The organism is Weizmannia sp. FSL W8-1119, from assembly GCF_038008605.1.
Taxonomy (GTDB): domain Bacteria; phylum Bacillota; class Bacilli; order Bacillales; family Bacillaceae_C; genus Weizmannia; species Weizmannia coagulans.
This window is the reverse complement of record NZ_JBBOZL010000001.1, coordinates 730454-753096: the sequence shown is the minus strand read 5'-3', so window position 1 is coordinate 753096 and position 22643 is coordinate 730454. Positions and strand designations below refer to the sequence as shown.

Annotated in this window: 18 protein-coding genes and 1 riboswitch; all 18 genes read right to left on the bottom strand. The window is 49.1% G+C overall.

Annotation, left to right across the window (positions count from 1 at the left end):
• Nucleotides 1–25: 25 nt before the first annotated feature.
• A complete protein-coding gene (locus NSQ19_RS03480; RefSeq protein ID WP_340702394.1) occupies nt 26–964 on the bottom strand; it encodes a siderophore ABC transporter substrate-binding protein in 939 nt (312 codons plus the stop codon).
• Between the two features lie 14 nt (nt 965–978).
• Nucleotides 979–1737, bottom strand: a complete 759-nt coding sequence (locus NSQ19_RS03475; RefSeq protein WP_340702393.1) for an iron ABC transporter ATP-binding protein — start codon at nt 1735–1737, stop codon at nt 979–981.
• On the bottom strand, nt 1731–2681 hold the full coding sequence (locus NSQ19_RS03470; RefSeq protein ID WP_340702392.1) for an iron chelate uptake ABC transporter family permease subunit: 951 nt from the start codon (nt 2679–2681) through the stop codon (nt 1731–1733). Before NSQ19_RS03470 ends, NSQ19_RS03475 begins: the two co-directional genes overlap by 7 nt.
• Nucleotides 2674–3624 carry an ABC transporter permease gene (locus NSQ19_RS03465; RefSeq protein WP_258921829.1) on the bottom strand — a complete coding sequence of 317 codons (951 nt, stop codon included), beginning with the start codon at nt 3622–3624 and terminating at the stop codon, nt 2674–2676. The genes NSQ19_RS03470 and NSQ19_RS03465 overlap by 8 nt, the downstream gene beginning before the upstream one ends.
• Before the next feature lie 55 nt (nt 3625–3679).
• Nucleotides 3680–3877 carry a hypothetical protein gene (locus NSQ19_RS03460; protein ID WP_340702391.1) on the bottom strand — a complete coding sequence of 66 codons (198 nt, stop codon included), beginning with the start codon at nt 3875–3877 and terminating at the stop codon, nt 3680–3682.
• A 7-nt stretch (nt 3878–3884) separates the two neighbouring features.
• A complete protein-coding gene (locus NSQ19_RS03455; protein WP_445798029.1) occupies nt 3885–5081 on the bottom strand; it encodes a PDZ domain-containing protein in 1197 nt (398 codons plus the stop codon).
• A 269-nt stretch (nt 5082–5350) separates the two neighbouring features.
• A complete protein-coding gene (locus tag NSQ19_RS03450) occupies nt 5351–6787 on the bottom strand; it encodes a S41 family peptidase (protein WP_340702389.1) in 1437 nt (478 codons plus the stop codon).
• A gap of 451 nt (nt 6788–7238) precedes the next feature.
• Nucleotides 7239–8222, bottom strand: coding sequence for a homoserine dehydrogenase (locus NSQ19_RS03445; RefSeq protein ID WP_340702388.1), 984 nt, complete (start codon nt 8220–8222; stop codon nt 7239–7241).
• A 261-nt stretch (nt 8223–8483) separates the two neighbouring features.
• Nucleotides 8484–9782, bottom strand: coding sequence for an O-acetylhomoserine aminocarboxypropyltransferase/cysteine synthase family protein (locus NSQ19_RS03440; protein ID WP_340702387.1), 1299 nt, complete (start codon nt 9780–9782; stop codon nt 8484–8486).
• Nucleotides 9783–9885: 103 nt separating this feature from the next.
• Nucleotides 9886–9993, bottom strand: a riboswitch (SAM riboswitch).
• A gap of 98 nt (nt 9994–10091) precedes the next feature.
• Nucleotides 10092–11537, bottom strand: a complete 1446-nt coding sequence (gene cls, locus NSQ19_RS03435; protein WP_340702386.1) for a cardiolipin synthase — start codon at nt 11535–11537, stop codon at nt 10092–10094.
• A 228-nt stretch (nt 11538–11765) separates the two neighbouring features.
• Nucleotides 11766–13109 (bottom strand): murein hydrolase activator EnvC family protein, encoded by a 1344-nt coding sequence (locus NSQ19_RS03430; RefSeq protein WP_340702385.1) that lies wholly within the window; start codon nt 13107–13109, stop codon nt 11766–11768.
• Between the two features lie 144 nt (nt 13110–13253).
• Nucleotides 13254–14138: a permease-like cell division protein FtsX gene (gene ftsX / locus NSQ19_RS03425; RefSeq protein ID WP_340702384.1), complete on the bottom strand. Its 885-nt coding sequence runs from the start codon at nt 14136–14138 to the stop codon at nt 13254–13256.
• Nucleotides 14128–14814: a cell division ATP-binding protein FtsE gene (gene ftsE, locus NSQ19_RS03420; RefSeq protein WP_315958119.1), complete on the bottom strand. Its 687-nt coding sequence runs from the start codon at nt 14812–14814 to the stop codon at nt 14128–14130. The genes ftsX and ftsE overlap by 11 nt, the downstream gene beginning before the upstream one ends.
• Before the next feature lie 436 nt (nt 14815–15250).
• Complete coding sequence (gene cccB, locus NSQ19_RS03415) at nt 15251–15610, bottom strand: cytochrome c551 (protein WP_340702383.1); 360 nt, start codon at nt 15608–15610, stop codon at nt 15251–15253.
• Nucleotides 15611–15667: 57 nt separating this feature from the next.
• On the bottom strand, nt 15668–16531 hold the full coding sequence (locus NSQ19_RS03410) for a YitT family protein (RefSeq protein WP_029142509.1): 864 nt from the start codon (nt 16529–16531) through the stop codon (nt 15668–15670).
• A 139-nt stretch (nt 16532–16670) separates the two neighbouring features.
• Nucleotides 16671–17772, bottom strand: a protein-coding gene (prfB, locus tag NSQ19_RS03405; protein ID WP_148256237.1) for a peptide chain release factor 2 whose coding sequence is annotated in 2 segments (ribosomal slippage) — nt 16671–17699 and nt 17701–17772 — 1101 coding nt in all. Because the reading frame shifts where the segments join, the coding sequence is not laid out codon by codon here.
• A gap of 91 nt (nt 17773–17863) precedes the next feature.
• Nucleotides 17864–20380 carry a preprotein translocase subunit SecA gene (gene secA, locus NSQ19_RS03400; RefSeq protein WP_017553902.1) on the bottom strand — a complete coding sequence of 839 codons (2517 nt, stop codon included), beginning with the start codon at nt 20378–20380 and terminating at the stop codon, nt 17864–17866.
• Nucleotides 20381–20934: 554 nt separating this feature from the next.
• Complete coding sequence (locus tag NSQ19_RS03395; RefSeq protein WP_340703165.1) at nt 20935–22545, bottom strand: gamma-glutamyltransferase family protein; 1611 nt, start codon at nt 22543–22545, stop codon at nt 20935–20937.
• Nucleotides 22546–22643 lie beyond the last annotated feature (98 nt).

The window sequence follows — 22643 nt, the reverse complement described above, 5'->3', positions numbered from 1 at the left end:
TTTTAAAACCGGGCGTTGGCACGGCTTAATCAATCGCGTTCTGAACTTCCTTCACCATTTCGGATACGGAGACGAGCCCGCCGCCGGAAAGGTACCAGTAACCCGGGTCAAGATAAACGATATGTTTGTTCTTGTAAGCATTCGTTTTCTTGACAAGGTCGTTTTCGATGACGCTCTTTGCGTTTCCGCCCTGCCCAATGGCTGCATCGCGGTCAATGACAAACAAATAGTCGGGATTGGTTTTCATGATATATTCAAATGACACATTCTGCCCGTGAATGGATGCTTTAATGTTTTTGTCCGCAGCCGGTACACCAAATACGTCGTGGATGAGGCCAAACCGTGAACCCGGTCCGAACGCGCTCACTTTTCCGCCGGTCGTCAGGACAATCAACGCTTTGCCGTTCACTTTTTCCGCTTTTGCATGCAGGCTGTTGATCGAATCGTCAATATCGGCCAATTGCTTTTTCACGGCATTTTCTTTATTGAAAATTTTGCCGAGCGTTTTCATATTCTGTTTAAAGGAATCCATATACTTCGTTGTATCCAGCCCCATATAAACGGTCGGGGCAATTTTCTTAAATTCCTTGTAGTTGTCCCGCTGCCTGCCGGAAATGATGATCAGGTCCGGATGGATTTCACTGATCTTGTCAAAATCCGGTTCCATGAGGCCGCCGACATTTTCATACTTGCTGCTTTTGTATTTTTTCAAATATGGCGGAAGATTGTCCTGCGGTACACCCGTCACTTTAATGCCCAACTTATCCATTGAATCCAGCACGCCGTAGTCAAACACGACGACTTTCTTCGGATTTTCCGGAACTTTTGTGGTTCCGAGTTCATGCTTTACCGTTATTTTCTTTGTTGAGGCATTGCTGCCCCCGGCACTCTCTTTTGTCCCGCACCCGGCAGCAAATACCGCTAACAGCAAAACCATCATGACAGCCAAATAGCTCTTTCTCATCGCGAATCCCCTTTTCATCCGTAATATAAGCAAAATTTATTTTGGCAGTAATCCTGAATTTGGATATTCATATCGTAAATTTCCTTTAAAACAGACGGGCGAATGATGTCATCCGTTTTTCCCTGTTTCACGATTTTCCCGTCTTTCATCGCCACAATGTAATCCGAATAAAACGATGCAAAATTAATGTCGTGAATGACAATTAAAACGGTTTTCCCAAGCTCATCGGCAAGCTTGCGCAACACTTTCATAATCTGGACCGAATGTTTCATATCGAGATTATTTAATGGTTCATCAAGCAAAATATACTCGGTGTTCTGGGCCAGCACCATCGCGATGTAAGCGCGCTGCCGCTGCCCGCCGCTCAGTTCATCCAAGTACCGGTTCTCGTATTCTTCCAATTCCATATAACAAATCGCTTTATCAATTATTTTTTGGTCTGCATCCGTGAGCCGCCCCTCTGAATGCGGGAAACGCCCGAATGCGACAAGTTCCCTTACTGTCAGCCGGATGTTCATATGGTTGGACTGCTTCAGGATGGATATTTTTTTCGCCAGCTTTTTGCTGTTTGTATGGCTGACGGCCTCCCCGTCTATGTACACATCCCCTTCATCCGAAAATTCAAGCCGGCTGATGATCGAAAGCAGGGTGCTTTTTCCGGCACCATTCGGCCCGATAAAAGAAGTGATTTTTCCCTTTGGAATGTTAACAGACACATGGTCAATGACCTTCTTGCTCCCGTAGCTTTTTAAGACATTCATCACATTTACCATGCGCGACTCTCCTGTAAAAGTAAGTAAATAAAATAGATGCCCCCGGCAAAATTGATGATGACGCTGAGCGGAACAGAGAACTGGAAGACTCTTTCCACAAGCAGCTGCCCTCCTGCGAGGAAGACAACGCTGATCAGCATCGCACCCGGTATAAGAATGATATGCCGGTATGTATCAAAAAATTGATAAGCGACGTTGACAACGAGCAGGCCAAGGAATGTGATCGGCCCGACCAGCGCCGTCGAGACGGAGACAAGGACGACGACAATCAAAAGCAGATGCCGCACTACCCGGTTATAATCGACACCAAGGTTGACCGCCTGATCCCGCCCGAGCAGCATTACATCCATAAACTTGGCAAAACGCAAATAATACAACCCGCACAATACAACAAGCACAAAAGAAACCCACAGCAAATGGACATTCACATTGTTGAAGCTGGCAAACATTTTATCCTGCAGCACCTGAAACTCATTCGGATCAATCAGCATTTGCATAAAAGAGGTGAAACTGCCGAACAAAGTGCCAAAAATCATCCCGATCAAAAGCAGAAAATAAATATTTTGCCTGCCCCTGCGAAGAATCAAATGGAACAAAATGGCGGAAAACAGCACCATCGCCACGAGGGAAACCACAAAATTGACATGGCTCTGCATTATCGTTAGCGTTTTGGCCCCCATGGCGAAAACGACCGCCGTCTGGATCATGAGATAAAGGGAATCCAGCCCGAGCACGTTCGGCGTTAAAATGCGGTTGTTCGTAATCGTCTGAAAAATAAGGCTCGAAAAGGCAATCGCACAGCCAGTCAGGATGATGGCGGAAATTTTCCGGATTCTTGACGGGATAATATAGTTGAAATCCCAGTAAGATCCGATGCAAATATATGCTGCAATGAGGCCTGATGCGATTACGGCAAGCATAAGCAGTTTGGAACGGCTATGCATAAGCGTGCCTCCTCAGCAGCAAATATACAAAAATGCCGCTCCCGATGATGCCGGCTGTTAAACTGATCGGCACTTCATACGGATAAATGACAATGCGCCCCAAAATATCGCAAAACAGCAGGAACACTGCCCCAAGCAGTGCCGTAACCGTAATGCTTTTTTTCATATGGTCGCCACGGTAAATGGACACAATGTTTGGAATAATTAAGCCCAGAAACGGGATAGTGCCGACTGTCAGTACCGTTGCCGAAGTAATCAGCGCGACAAGGACAAGGCCGAGGTTGACCACCTGCTTGTAATTCAGGCCAAGATTTTTGGCAAAATCTTCCCCCATGCCGGCGACCGTAAACCGGTTGGCAAACACATACGCGACCAAAACGGCCGGAACTGCTAAATAAAGCATCTCGTACTTCCCTTTCAGCACGCCTGAAAAATCGCCTTGCAGCCATGAAGAAAGGCTCTGGACTAAGTCGTATTTATACGCAAAAAAAGTCGATACAGAACTTACGATATTGCCAAACATCAGCCCGACAAGCGGGATGAAAATTGTATCGTTCCATTTAATCCGGCCCAGTATTTTCATGAACAGCAAGGTGCCGGCCAGGGCAAAGCAAAAGGCAACCGCAATTTTGATCAGCGGGCTTGCCGCAGAAAACAGGATGATCGCAACCAAAATGCCGAGCCGGGCACAGTCCATCGTGCCGGCTGTCGTCGGGGAGACAAATTTATTTCTCGTCAGCTGCTGCATCACAAGGCCGCAGATGCTCATGCCCACGCCCGCAATGATGATGCTGATCAGGCGCGGCAGGCGGCTTGCCAGCAAAATTTCTGTCTGCTCCCTGCTTAAATGGAGCATATCCGCCGGCCTGATATTTTCCGCGCCGATAAAAATCGAAATGATGGACAGCACGGCAAGCAGGGGCACTAAATATCTTTTTTTCATCGCATTCGGACTCCCCCCGTTTCTTTTGTGAGCTCGTTGTAATTGATTTTCATTATCAATGATAATTATATTGATAGTGAGAATCATTGTCAATTATATTTCCAATATTTTTATTGTGCTTTCCGTCGTATCCGGAATGGTTGGCATCATAGCCATTGAAAATGCACCCGGCCTCTTGAAAAAGTTTCTGTACGCCATTTTTTTCATAAAAAAAACGGCGGAACCTCCTTTTGGAAGTTTCCACCGCTTTCATTTTCCTCTCATCCCACCTGGTTCGGTTCCCCGTTGAGGTTGTTTTCTACGGTCAGGATGCCGAGTTCATGATGTTCGCCTTCATAAAGCGCGCCCTGGGCAAAGCGCATTTCCCCGTTTGTACCCATGACTTCCAGTTTGCAATAAGCCGGGCTTTTTTGCAGGGCACGGTAAAATTCATCCATATTGCGAACGGGCTCCCCGTTGCATTTGGAAATCACTTCACCGATGGAAAGCCCCATTTTTTCCGCTTTTGATCCCGGTATGATCCCTAAAATGATCATGCCGTTGTTCTGCTGTGTAAAATAATACGGCGCGTTGTTTTCACGCACCCGGTGGCGAAAGGAGATCCATGCTCTCGCTACAATGGCAAAAACGGCTGCTGCTGCAGAAAAATAGGGAAGCCAGAACCCTGCTGCTCCGATTGCGGCCGTCATGATCCCGGCACAAATCACGCCGGTTCCGATCCGTTTCAATGCAGATTGCGGCAAACTGCTTTGGATCTGGTGCTGGAACCCGATTAAAAACGGCACAAGCACAAGCGAAAACGTGTGCCCGCCCCAGTCAACGACAGGCCACCACGAAACGGAGGCCGAAAGCGGGCCTGAAGGCAGAAAACAAACGACCGGCACAAGCCAGAGCTTTTTTGCGGTAAATGCGCCGACATTCAAACCGCGCCGGCTTTTCCGCAGTTTCGGGGAAACATGCTTCGTGCCGTTTGTCCTCAGCAGCACGCCCTCCGCCAACAGAAGAAGGCCTGCCAACACGGAAAGCCCTGCAACCATCGCATCGGTTGTGCCGCCCATCCAATCCGGCAGCTGAACCGGCAGCCATGTGAAAGCAAAAAACAGGAGCACCGGGATGCCTATGGTAAATGCCGGTGAAAGAAGCCGGAACTGCCCCGTAAGCGAAAATACAATCGTCACAGCCGCCACCACAGCAAGAACGGGCCATGACACTTTAAACCCGCCCGCAACCGTGGCGGCGGAAAGGATCAGCCCGCATATCAGCCCGGCAGGAAATAAAGACCGCAGTTCAAGCGATCTTTTATAAACCCTGATATGAAAATCGTTTCTTTCCCGCTTGACTCTTGCCGCGCCTGAAACGAGCGCGAGCAACAGCGCATAATAGAATACCGGATGGAGAAAAAATCTTCCAATGCCCTTCAACACTTCAGTGATCCAAATCTGTTCCAACCGAAACACCATCCCCTGCACGTACCATACTTGTAGTATTATTTTAGCAGATTTTGGCGAAAAACTCTCCGAAATTCCGGGTTTTTTTCCAGGCTCACAGATTTTCTGTCCAAACCGGCATCACCGCTTATGCAACTGCTCCGGGAATATCCTCATGCCGGCACCGCGCCATGCAAAAAGCTGAAGCAACCCAGAAATTGGCAAAGACATGAGGAGCGAGAGCAGGAAGAAGCAAATTTGCTGAATGTTGGCTTGCAGCCCGGCCCGCTGAAGCGGCGTTATTTGCTGACAACCTTTAACGCCACTTGCAGCTGCAAATCATTTTTTTCCGCGCGCGCCATTTTGTACAGCGATTTTTCCAATTCGTCGGCCGTTTTTTGATTGATGCTGCCGGTTGCCGGAAGGCCTTTATCAAACTGGAACGCCTTAACGGCATTTTCCGTCTGGATATCGAAATAACCGTCTTCCCTGCCCGGCGAAAAGCCAAGGCTCTTTAGCATTTGCTGGGCGGTTTTGATTTGGGCGTTGTTCATATCCTTTTTCAACATGCGGCTGATTTGCAAAGCCTGGGCATCGAAATAATCCGGCTGTTTCACTTCAATCGTCGGGGCAATGCCTTTATGATGGATCCAATGGCCGTCGGGCGTAAGCCATTTAAACATGGTCAGTTTGATGATGCTCTCATCTTCCATCGGCACCGCTTCCTGCACCGTCCCTTTGCCAAATGTCCTGGCGCCGATTAATGGATAATTTTCCGTTTCATGAAGCGCTGCCGCCATAATTTCAGAGGCGCTCGCGCTGCCTTTATCGACGAGGACCGCAACCGGATAATCCTTTTTTTTCTTCAGTTTGGACACATACTGGACACGGTGCCCGCTCCGTTCCTCAATTTGCAAATACGGCTTGTTCCTTGTGACAAACTGCTTGAGAATCGCTTCAACACTGGAAAGAAGGCCGCCCGGATTTCCCCGTACATCAATGACAAGCCCTTCCATGCCGCGGTTTTCAAGTTTTTCGAGCTGCTGCGCAAAATCTGTTGCCGTATCTGTTGAAAACTGGGTAATGCCGATATAACCGATTTTTTTCCCGTTTGCCTTTTTCATTTTCGAGTAGACCGTGTCAAGCGGAATTTCATCACGTTTGACCGTCACTGTCATCTGTTTGCCGGAACCGGCCCTTGAAATGCCCAGCTTCACATTGGAGCCTTTTTTTCCTCTGATTCGTGTTGTCACTTCATATAAGTCCATGCCTGCCGTACTTTTTCCGTTGATTGTTGTAATTACGTCTTCCGGGCGCAGTCCCGCTTTTTCGGCCGGGGAGTTTCTATAAGGAGAAACAATCAGTATTTTTCCGTTTTTTTTGGTGATTTCAGCGCCGATGCCTTGAAAAGAGGAATCCAGCGTGTCGTTGAATTGCGCAGCTGTCTCTTTGTCCATATAGACGGAATACGGATCGTCCAATGTACTGACCATGCCTTTGATTGCACCTTCCACGAGTGTTTTTTCGTCAACTTTCCGGACATAGGAACTTTTAATTAATTGGTATGCCTGGGCAATTTTTGCGAGATCCGGCATATTGCTTGTCCCGCCGGTTGTTTCCTGGCGGGCGGGGGCTGCCTTGTCCTTTTGTAAAAACCATTGGCCCGCCGTATAGCCGCCGCCTGCACCGGCAAGCAGCGATCCCGAAATCGCAAGCGCCAGCCATTTTCGTTTCATGGTGATGCCCTCCTTGTACAAGAAGCGCCGCCAAAAAGCGGGGCTCTTCCTCTCGATAATTCAATATATGTACAAGCCGGGGGGCATATGCCGGGCAGCGGAAAAAGCCGGTGAAAGTCCCGCAGAAGGTGCAAAACAGGCTGCCGTGAAGCGAAAAAATGGGTGTTGCAAACGGGCTCCGGTTTCTTTAGGGGATACGACATCCGGCCATGGCCATGCTGTTCACGAAACGGCACGAACGGCGGATGAGGCCATAAACAATTAGATTCAAAACGGGGTAAACCGTCACTTTCTCGCCAATTGGATTCAAAACAGGTAAAAAAAAGAAGCCTCTCCCGCCAAGCCGAGCAAGCGAAAACGGAAGAAGCCGAAAAGAGGTTGAGGGGTTCTCCCCTCGCTGAAATGCTATCTTAGAATCACAAAGGAACTTAAATCCGCCCGGATAACCGGTTCACGAAACGGCATCCAATTGCGGAACAGGCCGGTAACCTGCTGCAAAGTCTTCAATCATGGCGCTGGCTGTCGGAAATTTTCCGGCACCTGGGCCGGTAAGGGTAATTTTTCCAACCAGGCTGCCGTAAATGGTGACGGCGTTGTTGACGCCTTCCACCGCATAAAGGGCATGTTCGGAAGGAATAAGGACAGGCTTAACGGATGCTTTCAGCGTGCCGCCGTCACGGTATATGTCCGCAATATGCTTATAACGGAACCCCTTCCGATCCGCTTTTTCAATATCCGCAAGCGAGAGCCCGCCTATACCTTCAACTTCTACTTTCTCCCAGTCCGGCTGGGTTCCGAATACGAGCCGGCTTAAGATCATCAGCTTGCAAAAAGCGTCCTGCCCTTCCACATCATTGCCCGGGTCAGCTTCTGCATAGCCGTGCTGCCTGGCGATTTCCAACGCTTCTTCAAACGGAAGATGTTTTTCGCGCATTTCCGATAAAATAAAATTGGATGTGCCGTTTAAAATCGCCTGCACACGCTGGATGTCATTGACCTGAAGCTGCTGGGAAATCGTCCGAATCACAGGGATGCCGCCTGCGGTTGTCGCTTCATAACCGACAAACACGCCTTTTTCTTTCGCTTTTTCAAGCAGCACATTCCCATATCTTGCAAACATGACTTTATTGGCAGTAATGACGTGGCAGCCTTTTTCAATTGCTTGTAAACAGTAAGAAAAGCCTGGTTCTTCCCCGACAATCGCTTCAAACACGACTTCAAGGCCGGGAATGGCAAGAATTTCCCGGAAGTCCGTCGTGACGAGCACAGAACTGTCAATGTTCCGCTTTTTACGGGGGTTTTTGATCAGAACCGCTGCAATCTCTACCTCGGCATGCAGCTTTTCTTTCAGCTGCTCCCGGTGGGTCCGGACGGCTTCATACACGCCCTGGCCGACCGTCCCGAAGCCGAGCAGCGCTGCTTTAATCACCCTCATTTATCCAAAAACCTCCCTGCAATATAGCGCTATTCGCCTCTGAAGCGTTTTGTTCATTTAAAACATCAAGCGGCCCGGCGGTCTCCGGTGCAGCCGGCACCCATAAGCTCCCGATCCGGAACAGGTGTGCAGGCCGTCCGTGCCGACAAAATTGTATAGTGGGATCAGCCCGGAACGGATCCCGTGCAAGTTTTCTGGATCGCCTGTTGGCATTCCGCCGTGGCGGCCTTCGCACGAACCTGCCTGGCCCGTTACCTGCTTTTACCGGGCTGTAACAGCCGTCGCTTTTGTAATGGCTTGATCGAGGTCGGCTGTCAAATCTTCGACGGCTTCAAGCCCGACAGACAGGCGGATCAAATCACCCGTGACCCCTGACTTTTCCAGTTCTTCATCGCTCAGCTGCGAATGCGTGGTCGTTGCCGGGTGGATGATCAGCGATTTCGCATCGCCGACATTCGCTACATGCGACCACAGCTTGATATTGTCGATCACGCGCCTTCCTGTTTCCCGGCCGCCTTTCACACCGAAGTTAACAATGGAGCCGTAGCCGCCGTTCAAATATTTTTGCGCCAGCTCATGGGACGGATGGTCTTCAAGTCCCGGATAATTGACCCATGCAACATCCGGATGGCTTTTCAGAAATTCCGCGACTTTCAACGCATTTTCGTTATGCCTTTCCACGCGCAGATGCAGCGTTTCAAGCCCTTGCAGGAATAAAAAGGCGTTGTCCGGGCTTAAAGCCGGCCCGAAGTCGCGCAAAAGCTGAACGCGAAGTTTTGTGGCGAACGCAGCCTGTGCCGTGTCGACGCCGTAGCGCAAGCCGTGGTAGCTCGGATCCGGTTCGCTGAAGTCCGGAAATTTCTCTGTGTTCCAGTCAAAATGCCCGCCGTCAACGGCAACACCGCCGATCGCCGTTCCGTGCCCGCCGATCCATTTTGTCGCCGAATGGACAACCACGTCCGCTCCCCATTTGATCGGATTCGAGCCATACGGAGAAGCAAACGTGTTGTCGACAATCAAAGGAATGCCGTTTTCATGGGCAACTTCCGCCACTTTTTCCACGTCGAGCACCTGCAGGCTTGGGTTGCCGATAATTTCCGCATACAATGCTTTCGTTTTCGGGGTGATCGCCTGGCGGAACGCTTCAGGGTCAGACCCGTCCACAAACTTGACGTTAATGCCGTATTTCGGCAATGTCACGGCAAACAAATTATATGTGCCGCCGTAAAGATTGCTGGCGGATACGATGTCGTCGCCCGCACGCACAATATTCAAAATGGAGAAGGCAATGGCCGCCGCGCCGGATGATAAACCGACAGCCGCCGTTCCGCCTTCCAGTGCGGCAACGCGTTTTTCAAACACATCCACAGTCGGATTGCCAAGGCGGGAATAAATGAAACCTTCTTTTGATAAATTGAAGACGCCCTCTGCATGTTCTGTATCCGGAAAAACGTAAGAAGTCGTCCGGTATACCGGCACGGCGCGCGAGCCTGTCGCCGGGTCCGGTTCCTGGCCCCCGTGCAGCAATAAAGTTTCCGGTTGTAATGATGATTGTGTCATTTTTAAATCCTCCTGGTTTTTTAAAATTTTCCTGCGAAAGATGGAAGAGGAAATGAAAAACCCTCTTCGTAAGGGAAGAGGGTTACAATGTATGTAAGTTCCTCCCTTATCTTTCAGACGCATGTCTGTAGGAATTAGCACCTTTTCAGGCAAATGCCTGAAGGTTGCCGGGCTTCGCAGGGCCTAGTCCCTCCGCCGCTCTAGATAAGAGTTTCTTTTCATAATTCAATTTTGAATGACTTATTGTTTAAGATTATAGAAGACCAATGGCAAACCGTCAACCTTTTTTTGAAAAATTTTCTTTTTCTTCTACAAAATTGGCGACAACAGCCGGGAAATGGACTCTTTAAACCGTACATAAAGCGGCCGGTTCTGGTAAACATGGAGCGTTAATTCGGTTGATTTGGCCATGTCGTCCCGGAAAATGCCGGCAAGTGTGCCGGAAAGCTCGCGGTCGTACAGCACGGCGTTCACTTCAAAATTGAGGCGGAAACTGCGCACATCAATATTGGCCGTGCCGACGGAAGCAATTTTCCCGTCTACGACAATCATTTTCGCGTGGATGAACCCATTTTGATAAATGTACACTTTGACGCCCGTTTTTAACAGCTGGCCGATGTTGGAAAGCGTCGCCCAGTAGACAAACATATGGTCCGGTTTATTTGGAATCATAATCCGGACATCCACTCCGGATAAAGCGGCAAGCGTCAGCGCGTTCAGGAGGCTGTCATCCGGAATGAAATACGGTGTTTGCAAATAAATATATTTTTTGGCGGAATTAATCATCTTAATGTAGCTGTTTTTAATCTGCTCCCATTCGGAATCGGGGCCGCTTGAGACAATCTGGATATCGGTTTCCCCCTGCGGCGGGATGACCGGGAAATAACGTTCTTCATTTTTCACATCATGCGGCGATGCCTGATTCCAGTCTAAAATAAAGCGGGTCTGCATGGCATAAACAGCGCTCCCGGAAATCCGTAAATGCGTGTCCCGCCAATAACCAAATTTTTTATTCAGGCCAAGATACTCATCGCCGACGTTAAAACCGCCGATATAACCGACCCGTCCGTCGATAATCGCCAATTTCCGATGGTTTCTGAAGTTGACGCGCAAATTAATGAGCGGGATACGGGCTGGAAAAAAGGACGCCACTTCCCCTCCGGCTTCAATCAGCGGCCGGAAAAATTTGCGGCGGAACAGCATCCGCGATCCCATATCATCATAAAGCAGCCGCACCTTTACGCCTTCTCTTGCTTTTTGGGACAGCAGTTCAATCAATTCATGGCCGAGACGGTCATTCCGGAAAATATAATATACAAGATGAATACTGTCTTTTGCATTCCGGATGTCTTCAAATAAAGCCTGGAATTTTTTTCTGCCGTCTGTGAAAATATCGACGTGATTGTCCTGGGAAAGGATCGACCCGTCATTCATCAGCAGCATATAAACGAGATCCTTATACTGGGCTGTCCGCTCATCATGAAACGGAAACCGGTTTTCGCGCAGCAGTTCAATCTGCTGCTGGGAAATTTCCTTAATGCCGATCTTCTCCTGTACCTTCCAGTCAAAAATTTTCCGGCGGCTTAAATTTTGCCCGAATATCAAATACAGGATAAAGCCGGCAATCGGCAGGAATAGCAGCACCAAAAGCCAGGCCCAGGTTGCGCCGACATCCCGCCGTTCTAGGAAAATAATGGTTCCTGCCAGAATAAAATTCAAAAGAAACAAGATAACCAGTAGTACCGTTACAATCATTGCGTTCTCCTTTTCGTACACCCTTTGTTCCTGTTGTAGGTTTGTTCCCGGCCGGTATCCGGGAACACGGTGAAGTGTTTTGAAATTGATATAGGATATGTTTGCGCAGCAAAAATAACAATTGTATCATACCATAATATTTGCGTCTTACCTATCATACAGCACTTTCCCTGCCATTGCATGCAAAAAGAACCGCACCAATAGATACGGTTCTTTTTCACGCCTTTATTAAAAGTTAACGTAGTTTCTCGGGTTTTGGGCACCGGCATGTGGCGGCGGTGTCCAGCGTCCGTTATAAATTTCAAAGTGAAGATGGGGCCCTGTTGATTCCCCGGTATTTCCCATTGCGCCGATCTGCTGCCCTTTGCTGACGTGCTGCCCGGTGCTGACGCTGTACGAGCTCAAGTGGGCATAAACGGTCGTGTACAACTTCCCGTTAATATAGTGGGTGATCATGACGCAATTTCCGTATGAAGAAGAGCGGTACGCCCTGAACACGACACCGTCGGCTGCAGCGACAACCGGTGTCCCGATGCTGTTGGCAATGTCAACGCCCGGATGGAACCCGCCGGAGCGCTCGCCGAATCCGGATGAAATATATCCGGATGCCGGACGTGTAAAGGCCCCGGAAGAGACTTCCGGAAGCGGCCCGCCGGAATGGCTCCCAGAACTTGGGCTGGCCGATGATGCAGCGCTGGTTGTTCCTGCTTTCGAACCTGTTGATCCTGCATTCGTATTCGTTTGAGCCTTTGCTGCTGCATCTGCTTTTGCCGCCACCTCTTTTCTTGCTTCAGCCTGCTTTTTCGCAAACGCAATCGCTTTTTCAATGGAAGCTTTCTGGTCAGCCAGGATGCTCTTTTGTTCACTCAGCGACATTTTCTCTTCTTTGAGGCTATCTTTTTGTTTGTCCAGCTGTTTGATTAACGCCGATTTCTCGCTCTCATCCTGTTTCAGACTGTCTTTTAATGATTGTAAATCAGACAGCATCGATTCCAAATCGGACAGTTTCTTCTCTACTGATGCCTGTTTGTCTTTTAAATCCTGTTCATCTTTTTTCTGTTCTTCCAAAATTTGCCGGTCTGCTTCAACCAATGTCTTCATTGCCGAAAAGCGGTCAATAAAATCACCGACGCTTTTCGCTTCCAAAAAAACATCCAAATAATTAACCGAACCGCCGCCGTTTTTCTGCATTGCGCGGGCGCGGTCTTCTAAAATGGCGTTTCGGTCTTCAATCCGCTTTTTGATTTCGGCGATATTTTTCTTCAGATCAGCAATTTGGCTTTTCGTTGTGCTGATATTCTGTTCCTGCTCGCTGATTTTTTTGTTCGCCGATTGAATTTTAGACTCAATCGCCTCAAGCTGGCTGCCGAGAGAAGCCTGCTTTTCTTGAATGTTGGAAATCTGGTTGTCTTTTTTGTCCATTTCGGATTGGACATTGGAAAGTTTACTCTCAATCTCGCTTTTTTTCTGCTGCAAATCTCCTGCCGCACTCGCATTGGACTGGTAGCCGAACAGGCCGCCCAAGCTGAGCGTGCATACAACGGCAGCAGGCAGAACGGAACGCTTCTTCATCTTTTTCCCCCTCAGAGCAATATGGTTTTGTTTTATGTATCCGGGGACGCAACGCCCCGTTTTTCCTATGTTTTAAAACGAACGGAAAAGGGTATAGCATAAAAATCAGGCGGACGCGACCGGAATACACCCCTGCCGTTCCCGTTACACTTTCAAATAACGGCGGATCGACATCGAACTGCCCCAGATTCCGATGCAGACGCCAAGCACGAGCAGCAGGCCGTCTATGCCGTAAATGAACGGACTGATATCAAGCATATGGATAATATTGTTTTGAAGCTTCGGCTCCACGATTTTGTAAACGGAGTAATAGCCGAAGGAAATCAGCACAATCGGCAGAATGGACCCCAGGATCCCGATCCAGAGCCCTTCGAGAAGAAAAGGCCAGCGGATAAACCAGTTTGTCGCCCCTACCAGTTTCATAATCTCGATTTCTTTTCTTCTGGCAAAAATCGTAATTTTAATCGTATTCGAGATAAGGAACATCGCCGTAAGGAGCAGGGCAATGATTAACACAACCCCGACATTGCGGCAGATACTTAAAACATGGAACAGCTTTTCCACTTTTCCTTTACCGTAAATGACGGATTCAACATGGTCCATTTTTTGAATTTGCGCTGCAACTTTCGGCGTGTCTGTCGGCTGCTTTGTTTTGACAATAAATACATCATACAATGGGTTGTCCTGCTGGAACAGTTTAAAATCATCACCCATTCTTTTAATCAATTCTTTTAATTCCTGTTGTTTAGAAGAAAACTTGACAGAATTGACGGCATCCAGGCTCTCAATCTCGCTTTTCAATTTTTCCCTGTCGGCAGCCTTTGCCGCTAAATCGATATGGACGCGAATTTCCACGTCGTTTTCAATATCGGAAGCAAATTTATTCATGTTCAGGATGATGACAAAAAATACGCCGACCAGAAGCAGGGTAATCGTTACGGCACTTGCCGATGCAAACATCATCCAGCCATTCCGGCCAAGGCTTTTAAAACTTTCCCGGAAGTGGCGTTTAAGCGTATTAATCTTCATAACCGTAACCTCCCAGCTGCTCATCGCGTACCACTTTCCCGCCTTCAATAGCGATGACGCGGTGCTTGTTTGTGTTTACAATATCACGGTTATGGGTAGCCATGACAACCGTTGTCCCGGTTACGTTGATGTCTTCGAGGATTTTCATAATGTCCCATGAAGTTTCCGGATCGAGGTTTCCAGTCGGCTCGTCCGCAATGACCACTTTCGGCATGTTGACGATGGAACGGGCGATGGAAACCCGCTGCTGTTCACCGCCGGACAACTCAGAAGGCAGCATTCTTGCTTTATTTTTCAACCCGACCTGGTCGAGTACTTCCATAACGCGGCTCCGGATATAGGAAGGTTCCTGCTCGATCACTTCGAGGGCAAACGCGATATTTTCATATACAGTCAATGTCGGCAGCAACTTAAAATCCTGGAATACGACACCGATCTGCCGCCGGAAATAAGGAATCCGTTTGTCCCGGAGCTTTGAAAGATTGACGCCGTTCACGATGACATCCCCTGATGTCGGCTTTTCTTCGCGGTAAATCAGTTTGACGAGCGTGGATTTGCCTGCGCCGCTCGGGCCAACGATATAAACAAATTCGCCCTGGTTGATTTTTATATTTAACCCGCTCACGGCCATGACGCCGTTCGGGTACTTTTTATAGACGTCCTTTAATTCTATCATTTCCTCACCTGGCTTTTTCAATGTAGCGTGCCGAAATGAAAAATGTGTCAACGGCACCGGCAAAAAACGCCAATTTTTGCAATACCCATACACCCGTCCCAGTAAAAGATCCGCACGGGATGATTTGCTGTAAGAAAAGGCTGCGTAAAAGCCTTTCTGCATAAAATTTGACTTTTTTCTCTTTTCAACGCGCGAGAATCCGCATAATTGCTCGAAATTCGCACATTAACCATTATAGCATCCCTTGCCTTGAGCGACATTACAGTTTTGTTTCAAATTTCCTAATAAGCAAATTTTATTTTTTCATTTTTTTCAAAAAGATTGCGTTACGCTCGCTTCTTATCTCTTACTGGACCGGCATTTTTTCAGATGTTACAGAGCAGACCGTTTCTAAGACCCGCATTAAAAAAACGGGCCGGAAACCGGCCCGTTTTTGTCATTTTTTCTTGGAGAGCCATTTGGCGACTTTTTGGGCATCGTCTCCCTTTAAAAGCCCTTTCGGCATATCTCCTTTTCCGTTTTCAATGACATTTAAAATCTGTTTTTCGCTGAGCTTAGAACCGATATGCTGCAAATTCGGTCCGACGTTCCCCTGCAATTGGTCGCCATGGCAGGCAGAACATTTTTGGTCTGCCAGTTTTTCGGCATCGCCGCCACTTGCCGTGTTTTTCCCGCCGCCAGATGATGGAGACCCGTTCCCGCAGGCAGCAAACCCGGCTGCAAGCAGAACCGCCGCCAAAGCTGCGCACCATTTTTTCACACGAAGCCCTCCCTCCTGTGCACATTCTTCTTCCATTATACCGGATGGCCGCCCGGGCTTGGCAAGAAATACGAAAAACGCGTAAACGCGCGGCTACGGCATGTTAAAACCTTCGCCCAGCACTTCGGCGGCATCCATCACAACAACAAATGCCTTCCCGTCAATGGTTTTGACAAGGTTTCTCAACTTAATAAATTCAGACTGGTCGACGACACACATCAGAATCGGTTTTTCCTGGTCGGTAAATCCGCCATATGCAGGGAGCCTTGTAACCCCGCGGTCGATCTGGAACAAAATCTCTTTCCGGATATCCTCGTATTTGTCGGAAATAATGAGCACATTTTTTGAACGGTTCAGGCCGACCTGGACGAGGTCAATGGTCTTGCTTGTGACAAACAGCCCAATGATTGCATACAAACCCTTTTCAATATCGAAAACAGCAGCTGCTGACAGGACAACTAGCCCGTCAATCGCAAGCACACATTTTCCGAGTGAGATGCCGGTAAATTTATGGATAATTTGCGCGGCCAGATCGGTTCCGCCGGTTGAAGCCCTGCCGAGAAACACAATCCCGAGCCCCGCCCCGACGCCGATCCCGCCAAACAGTGCGGCCAGCAGTGCATCATGCGTCCACGGCTGCCAATTTTCCGTCAAAAAAACAACAAACGGCAAAAACACGGTGCCAACAAGTGTTTTGACACCAAATTGGTAACCTAAAAAAATAAGGCCGGCAAGAAACAGCGGAATGTTAAGCCCCCATTGCACATAGGCCGGCTTCCATCCGAACAGCCCGTGAAAAATCGTGCTGATCCCGCTGACGCCGCCGGACGCAATATTATTCGGAAGCAGGAAAACATTAAATGTAATCGCGACAATTGCCGACCCGGCAAGTATGTATCCATATTCCATCATCATCGTCCGGTATTTGTTCGCCGGTTTTCTCCTTTTCTTTGCCATGTCCATCCCCCTTTTCATAAAAAAACGGATGCCACACACCAATATACAGGACCGCTTGTTTCGCACCCCTCATATATTTTCCGGCATTGTGGCATCCGGGCCTGTCATGCGTTCAATTTTCAGGAAAACTTTTTTCTTATTACGAAATATGTGAGCGCAGGTAAGCATCAATGAACGGATCAATTTCGCCGTCCATCACCGCCTGGACATTCCCTGTTTCAACATTTGTCCGGTGATCTTTTACCATGGAATATGGATGGAAAACATAAGAACGGATCTGGCTGCCCCACCCGATCTCTTTCTGTTCGCCGCGGATTTCCGCCAATTGTTTCTCTTTCTCTTCTACTTCTTTTTGGTACAATTTCGCTTTCAGCATTTTCATGGCTTGTTCGCGGTTCTGAATTTGCGAACGTTCCGATTGGCAGGAGACGACAATTCCGGTCGGAATATGGGTAATCCGGACAGCCGAAGACGTTTTGTTAATGTGCTGGCCGCCTGCCCCGCTTGCCCGGTATGTGTCGACACGCAAATCTTCCGGCCGGACTTCCACTTCAATGTTGTCGTCTATTTCCGGCATCACTTCGCACGAGACGAACGAAGTGTGGCGGCGGCCGGCTGCATCAAACGGCGAAATCCGGACAAGACGGTGAATGCCTTTTTCCGCTTTAAGATAACCGTACGCGTTATGCCCTTTGAAAAGGAGGGTGACGCTTTTCACACCGGCTTCGTCGCCCGGGAGGTAATCGAGGGTTTCGACTTTAAAGCCTTTTTTCTCGCCCCAGCGTGTATACATTCTGAGCAGCATGGAACACCAATCCTGGGATTCCGTACCACCCGCGCCGGGATGCAGTTCCAAGATCGCATTGTTCGCATCATACGGCCCGTTTAAAAGCAGCTGCAGCTCGTATTCATTTAATTTTTCCGTAAACCCTTCAAGCTCAGCTTCAAGCTCTTCTTTCAGTTCCTGGTCATTTTCTTCTTTGGCCAGTTCGTACGTGACTTCGAGATCCTCCTGTTGCGACTCGAGTTCACGGTAGCCGTTTACCATTTCTTTTAAAGCATTGGATTCATTAATAATTTTCTGCGCTTCCTGCTGGTCGTCCCAAAAGTTAGGCTCCAGCATTCTTTCTTCCAATTCGGCAATGCGCGTCTCTTTTTCTTCTAATTCAAAGAGACCCCCTGAAACCCGCTAATTTCTTAGCTGTATTTTCCAATTCTGCTCTGATTTCCGATAATTCCATTCCATTCACCTCATTAAATTTTTCTGCTGTTTTCCGCAAAAAAGAAGGGCGGCGTTTTGCCCCTTCTTTTTTTGCGTATGCCTGCCTGATTTTAAGCCTCAAGCCGGCCGTGGCAGTTTTTATACTTTTTGCCGCTGCCGCACGGGCAAGGGTCATTCCGGCCGATGCGCACTTTTTTGCGGACCGGTTTTTTCTTCACAGCGGTTTCTTCCCCGCCCGGCACGACAGCCTGGCCTTTTGCCACTTCCTGCCGCTCCAGGTTGGTTTGGATTTCTGCTTTCATAATATATTTTGCCGTATCTTCCTCGATGGATGCAACCATATTTTCAAACATGGCAAAGCCTTCCGACTGGTATTCGCGCAGCGGGTCGATCTGGCCATACGCGCGCAAGTGGATCCCTTCACGGAGATGGTCCATCGCATCAATATGGTCGATCCATTTTGAGTCAACGGAGCGCAGCAAAATGACTTTTTCAAATTCGCGCATCTGTTCCGGCCCGAATGCTTCTTCTTTTTCATCATAGCGCATCTTCACTTTTGCCATGATAAGGTCAACCATTTCGTCCGGTTCTTTTCCAAGCAAATCTTCCCGTGTGATGTCGCCTTCACGCAGCAGATTGGTCAGGACATAATCGACAATGCCCTGCAAGTTCCATTCTTCCTCATCTTCATGGAGCGGCGCATTGGCGTTTACAACGCGTTCTACGACCGAACGGATCATTTTTTCAACGATTTCACGCAAATTATCCGCCGTCAGCACTTCATCGCGCTGCTTATAAATGATCTCGCGCTGCTGCCGGAGAACATCATCATATTGGAGCAGTTGTTTCCGGGCGTCGAAGTTATTGCCTTCCACCCGTTTTTGTGCGGATTCAACGGCGCGCGACACCATTTTGCTCTGGATCGGCTGCGTATCATCCATACCGAGCCGTTCCATCATGCTCTTCATATTATCCGATCCGAAGCGGCGCATCAGTTCATCTTCCATTGACAGATAAAACTGTGTTACCCCGGGATCTCCCTGGCGTCCGGAACGCCCGCGCAACTGGTTGTCGATCCGCCTTGATTCATGGCGTTCGGTTCCGATGACGGCAAGGCCGCCCAGTTCCACGACACCTTCGCCAAGCTTGATATCGGTACCGCGCCCGGCCATATTTGTCGCAATCGTAACCGCGCCTTTTTGCCCCGCCTGTTTGATGATTTCCGCTTCACGCGCATGGTTTTTCGCGTTCAACACGTTATGCGGGACGCCTCTCTTTTTCAACATTTGGGAAATCAATTCAGACGTTTCGATCGCAACCGTCCCGACAAGCACCGGCTGGCCGAGGTCGTGGCGCTGCTTAATATCCTCGACAACAGCCCTGAACTTGCCTTCCATCGTTTTGTAAATCAAATCCGGCCGGTCGTCGCGGATGATCGGGCGGTTTGTCGGGATCACGACAACACGCATGTTATAAATGTTGCGGAACTCTTCTTCTTCCGTTTTCGCCGTACCGGTCATCCCGGCTAGCTTCGCATACATCCGGAAATAGTTCTGGAACGTGATCGTGGCCATCGTCATGCTTTCGTTCTGGATCTCCACGCCCTCTTTTGCTTCAATCGCCTGGTGCAGCCCTTCACTGAACCGGCGGCCTTTCATCAGGCGGCCGGTGAACTGGTCGACGATGATGATTTCCCCGTCCTGTACGACATAGTCGACATCCCGGTGCATCGCAACATTGGCTTTCAGTGCCTGGTTAATATGGTGGTTGATCGTCACATTGCGGAGATCATACAGGTTGTCGATGTGAAAATATTTTTCAGCTTTCGTGATGCCTTCTTCCGTCAGCAGCACACTCTTCGTTTTCACATCATAAGTGTAATCTTTTTCTTTTTCCAATGTACGCACAAATGCGTTCGCTTGTGTATACAGTGCTGTCGATTTTTCAGCTTGTCCGGAAATTATAAGCGGCGTCCGCGCTTCATCGATTAAAATCGAGTCGACTTCATCAATGACCGCAAAATAAAGCGGCCGCTGCACTTTTTGTTCATGGTAAAGCACCATATTGTCGCGCAAATAATCGAAGCCGAATTCATTGTTCGTCCCGTATGTGATATCTGCTGCATATGCGGCCTGTTTTTCTTCGTTCGACATATTGGTTAAATTCAGGCCGACAGTAAGCCCGAGAAATTTATACAGCTCGCCCATTTCCTCGGCATCCCGCTTCGCCAGGTATTCGTTCACCGTGACGACATGGACGCCTTTCCCGGACAGGGCGTTCAAATAAACCGGCATCGTGGCGGTCAGCGTTTTCCCTTCACCGGTTTTCATTTCGGCAATATTTCCTTCATGGAGCGTAATACCGCCCATCAGCTGGACATGATAAGGATAAAGCCCGAGCACACGTCTGGCGCCTTCCCGGACAACCGCAAAAGCTTCCACAAGCAGGTCATCAAGGCTCTCGCCGTTTTGGTAACGCTGCTTAAACTCTTCCGTTTTGTCGCGCAGCTGCTCATCCGACAGCCTTTCCATATCCGACGCCAATTCTTCAATCTGGTTTGCGATCTTCTCAAGATGTTTCAGTTCACGTTTGTTGGCATCAAAAACTTTGTCCAAAAAAGCCACCATTCAAAACGCTCCTTTATTTCAGTATCAAAACAGGACTGTTTCGGCCCTATCATTGTAATTGCCATGACTTTTAAATTTTAATTATAGCACAGTTTCTTTTCTGCGTCACTTTTTCCGCCGGGTTTTCCCGGCCATGTTAAACCAGGGTTTCCATGCTTTTTGGGGAAAATTCCGATGATACAGCCCAGGATTTGCCGGGTGCGTGTATTTTGTTTCCTGAAATATACCTTATTGTATTGTAACACTGAAACGGAGCGCATACAACAAAAGAACCCGGAGACAGGCTGCCGGTGCTTAAGGCTAAAAATCCCATAAAAAATAAACAAAATATTGCCGCTCTGTTGCCTGCTGCAAAAAGCCATCGCCATGCAAATGGACGCCCGGGGCTGATGCACAACTTCAGGTATATCGTCTATATCGTCATTTAAAATCCATGCCGGGCAACCGGTTTTTAACCTCCAGGGAGATTCCGACTTTCCCGGTTCGGCATGCCCGGGCCGCTGTCTGAAAAAAATGAAGAGGCCTGAGCACCCATTTGGAATTGGAAAAGCGTTTTACCAGGCCGCCACCATGCCGTCCGCACGCGATTCCGTGCCGCCCATCAGTACGCCCGTGTCCAGGTTGCGCCAGATGATCTGGCCGCGGCCGAAACCGCCAGTATCCGCAGCCACTTGGACATCGTGCCCTTTTCGGATCAGCCCTTGCACAAGGTGATTCGGAAAATGGGGTTCTACCAGCACTTTTTTCCCCTCCGTCCATTGCCATCTCGGGGCATCGAGCGCCTGCTGCGGATGAAGATGAAAATCAATCGTGTTCATGATCACTTGGAAGTGGCCCTGCGGTTGCATATAGCCGCCCATCACCCCAAACGGCCCGACCGCTTCCCCGTCTTTTGTTAAAAAGCCGGGAATAATCGTATGATACGTCTTTTTGCCGGGTTTCAATGCATTCACATGCGTTTCATCCAAAGAAAAATCATGCCCCCGGTTTTGCAAAGCAATTCCTGTGCCCGGAACGACAATGCCGGAGCCGAATCCCATATAATTGCTTTGGATATAAGAAACCATATTCCCTTCCCCGTCCGCTGCCGCCAAATAGACAGTGCCGCTCTTTGGCAGTTCATACGGTTCAGGATCCAGCGCCAGATCCCCGATCAGCCTGCGCCGGTTTGCAGCATAGCCTTCCGAAAGCAAGTGTGCAATGTCCGCCTTCATTTCACCGGCATCTGTAATGAACACTTTGCCGTCTGTAAAAGCGAGTTTCATTGCTTCAATTTGTTTATGATAGGTATCCACGCAGTCTTTTTCACGAAATTCAAATCCTTGCGCAATATTGAGCGCCATCAACGCAACAAGCCCCTGCCCGTTCGGCGGCATTTCCCACACCTCATAGCCCCGGTAGCTGGCGGAAATCGGCTCCACCCATTCGGGATGATAAGCCTCCAAATCTTCCCTGCTTAAAAAGCCGCCCCATTTCCGGATACAGGCACTGATTTTTTCTGCAAGCGGCCCCCTGTAAAAACTTTCTGCTTTCGTTTCCGCAATTTCCTTTAATGCCGCGGCATGCCCGGGCGATTTCCACACTTCCCCGATTGCCGGCGCCCTGCCGTCCGGCGCAAACGTGTCAAACCATGGCCGGAACATTTCTTCTTTAAAAATCGTTTGAAACTGGCGGAATGCCCTTTCCCAGTATTTTCCCAAAACCGGCGAAAGCGGGTACCCCTCTTCCGCATACCGGATTGCCGGTTGCACAACGTCTGCCAGCGGGAGCCGCCCGAATTTTTCCGATAGCGCCGCCCATGCTGCCGGCGCGCCCGGCACCGTAATCGGGACCACCCCATAAGCCGGCATTTTTTCATACCCTTGTTTTTTCACGGCCTCAATGGAAATCGACTGCGGTGCGGGCCCGCTTGCATTTAAACCGTGCAGTTTCCCGCCCGCCCAAACAATGGCGAATGCATCTGAACCGATGCCGTTCGAGGCCGGCTCCACGACCGTTAAGGCGGCGGCTGCGGCAATAGCGGCATCAATCGCATTGCCGCCTTTTTGTAAAACTTCAAGGCCGGCCTGGGCAGCTAGCGGCTGTGAAGTGGCAACCATTCCTTTTTTGGCAAAAACGGTATTTCTGGTGGATACATAAGGATGATACAAGTAATCCAGGTCCATCATCTTTCCCCCTCGTATAGAAATGTCTGTCCCTGCACTGGCCTTTCCTGCAAGCGGATGCCTTGCCGGCTGCCCGCCTCCCGGTTTCCAGTCCGCCA

Bases quoted from the DNA above. Each gene is read 5' to 3' on its own strand.
- ftsX (WP_340702384.1), bottom strand. From the start codon at position 14,138: ATGAAGATTAATACGCTTAAACGCCACTTCCGGGAAAGTTTTAAAAGC.
- NSQ19_RS03445 (WP_340702388.1), bottom strand. From the start codon at position 8,222: ATGAGGGTGATTAAAGCAGCGCTGCTCGGCTTCGGGACGGTCGGCCAG.
- NSQ19_RS03480 (WP_340702394.1), bottom strand. From the start codon at position 964: ATGAGAAAGAGCTATTTGGCTGTCATGATGGTTTTGCTGTTAGCGGTA.
- NSQ19_RS03465 (WP_258921829.1), bottom strand. From the start codon at position 3,624: ATGAAAAAAAGATATTTAGTGCCCCTGCTTGCCGTGCTGTCCATCATT.
- NSQ19_RS03395 (WP_340703165.1), bottom strand. From the start codon at position 22,545: ATGGACCTGGATTACTTGTATCATCCTTATGTATCCACCAGAAATACC.
- NSQ19_RS03450 (WP_340702389.1), bottom strand. From the start codon at position 6,787: ATGAAACGAAAATGGCTGGCGCTTGCGATTTCGGGATCGCTGCTTGCC.
- ftsE (WP_315958119.1), bottom strand. From the start codon at position 14,814: ATGATAGAATTAAAGGACGTCTATAAAAAGTACCCGAACGGCGTCATG.
- secA (WP_017553902.1), bottom strand. From the start codon at position 20,380: ATGGTGGCTTTTTTGGACAAAGTTTTTGATGCCAACAAACGTGAACTG.
- cls (WP_340702386.1), bottom strand. From the start codon at position 11,537: ATGATTGTAACGGTACTACTGGTTATCTTGTTTCTTTTGAATTTTATT.
- NSQ19_RS03475 (WP_340702393.1), bottom strand. From the start codon at position 1,737: ATGGTAAATGTGATGAATGTCTTAAAAAGCTACGGGAGCAAGAAGGTC.
- NSQ19_RS03410 (WP_029142509.1), bottom strand. From the start codon at position 16,531: ATGGCAAAGAAAAGGAGAAAACCGGCGAACAAATACCGGACGATGATG.
- NSQ19_RS03440 (WP_340702387.1), bottom strand. From the start codon at position 9,782: ATGACACAATCATCATTACAACCGGAAACTTTATTGCTGCACGGGGGC.
- NSQ19_RS03470 (WP_340702392.1), bottom strand. From the start codon at position 2,681: ATGCATAGCCGTTCCAAACTGCTTATGCTTGCCGTAATCGCATCAGGC.
- cccB (WP_340702383.1), bottom strand. From the start codon at position 15,610: ATGGAAGAAGAATGTGCACAGGAGGGAGGGCTTCGTGTGAAAAAATGG.
- NSQ19_RS03460 (WP_340702391.1), bottom strand. From the start codon at position 3,877: ATGAAAGCGGTGGAAACTTCCAAAAGGAGGTTCCGCCGTTTTTTTTAT.
- NSQ19_RS03430 (WP_340702385.1), bottom strand. From the start codon at position 13,109: ATGAAGAAGCGTTCCGTTCTGCCTGCTGCCGTTGTATGCACGCTCAGC.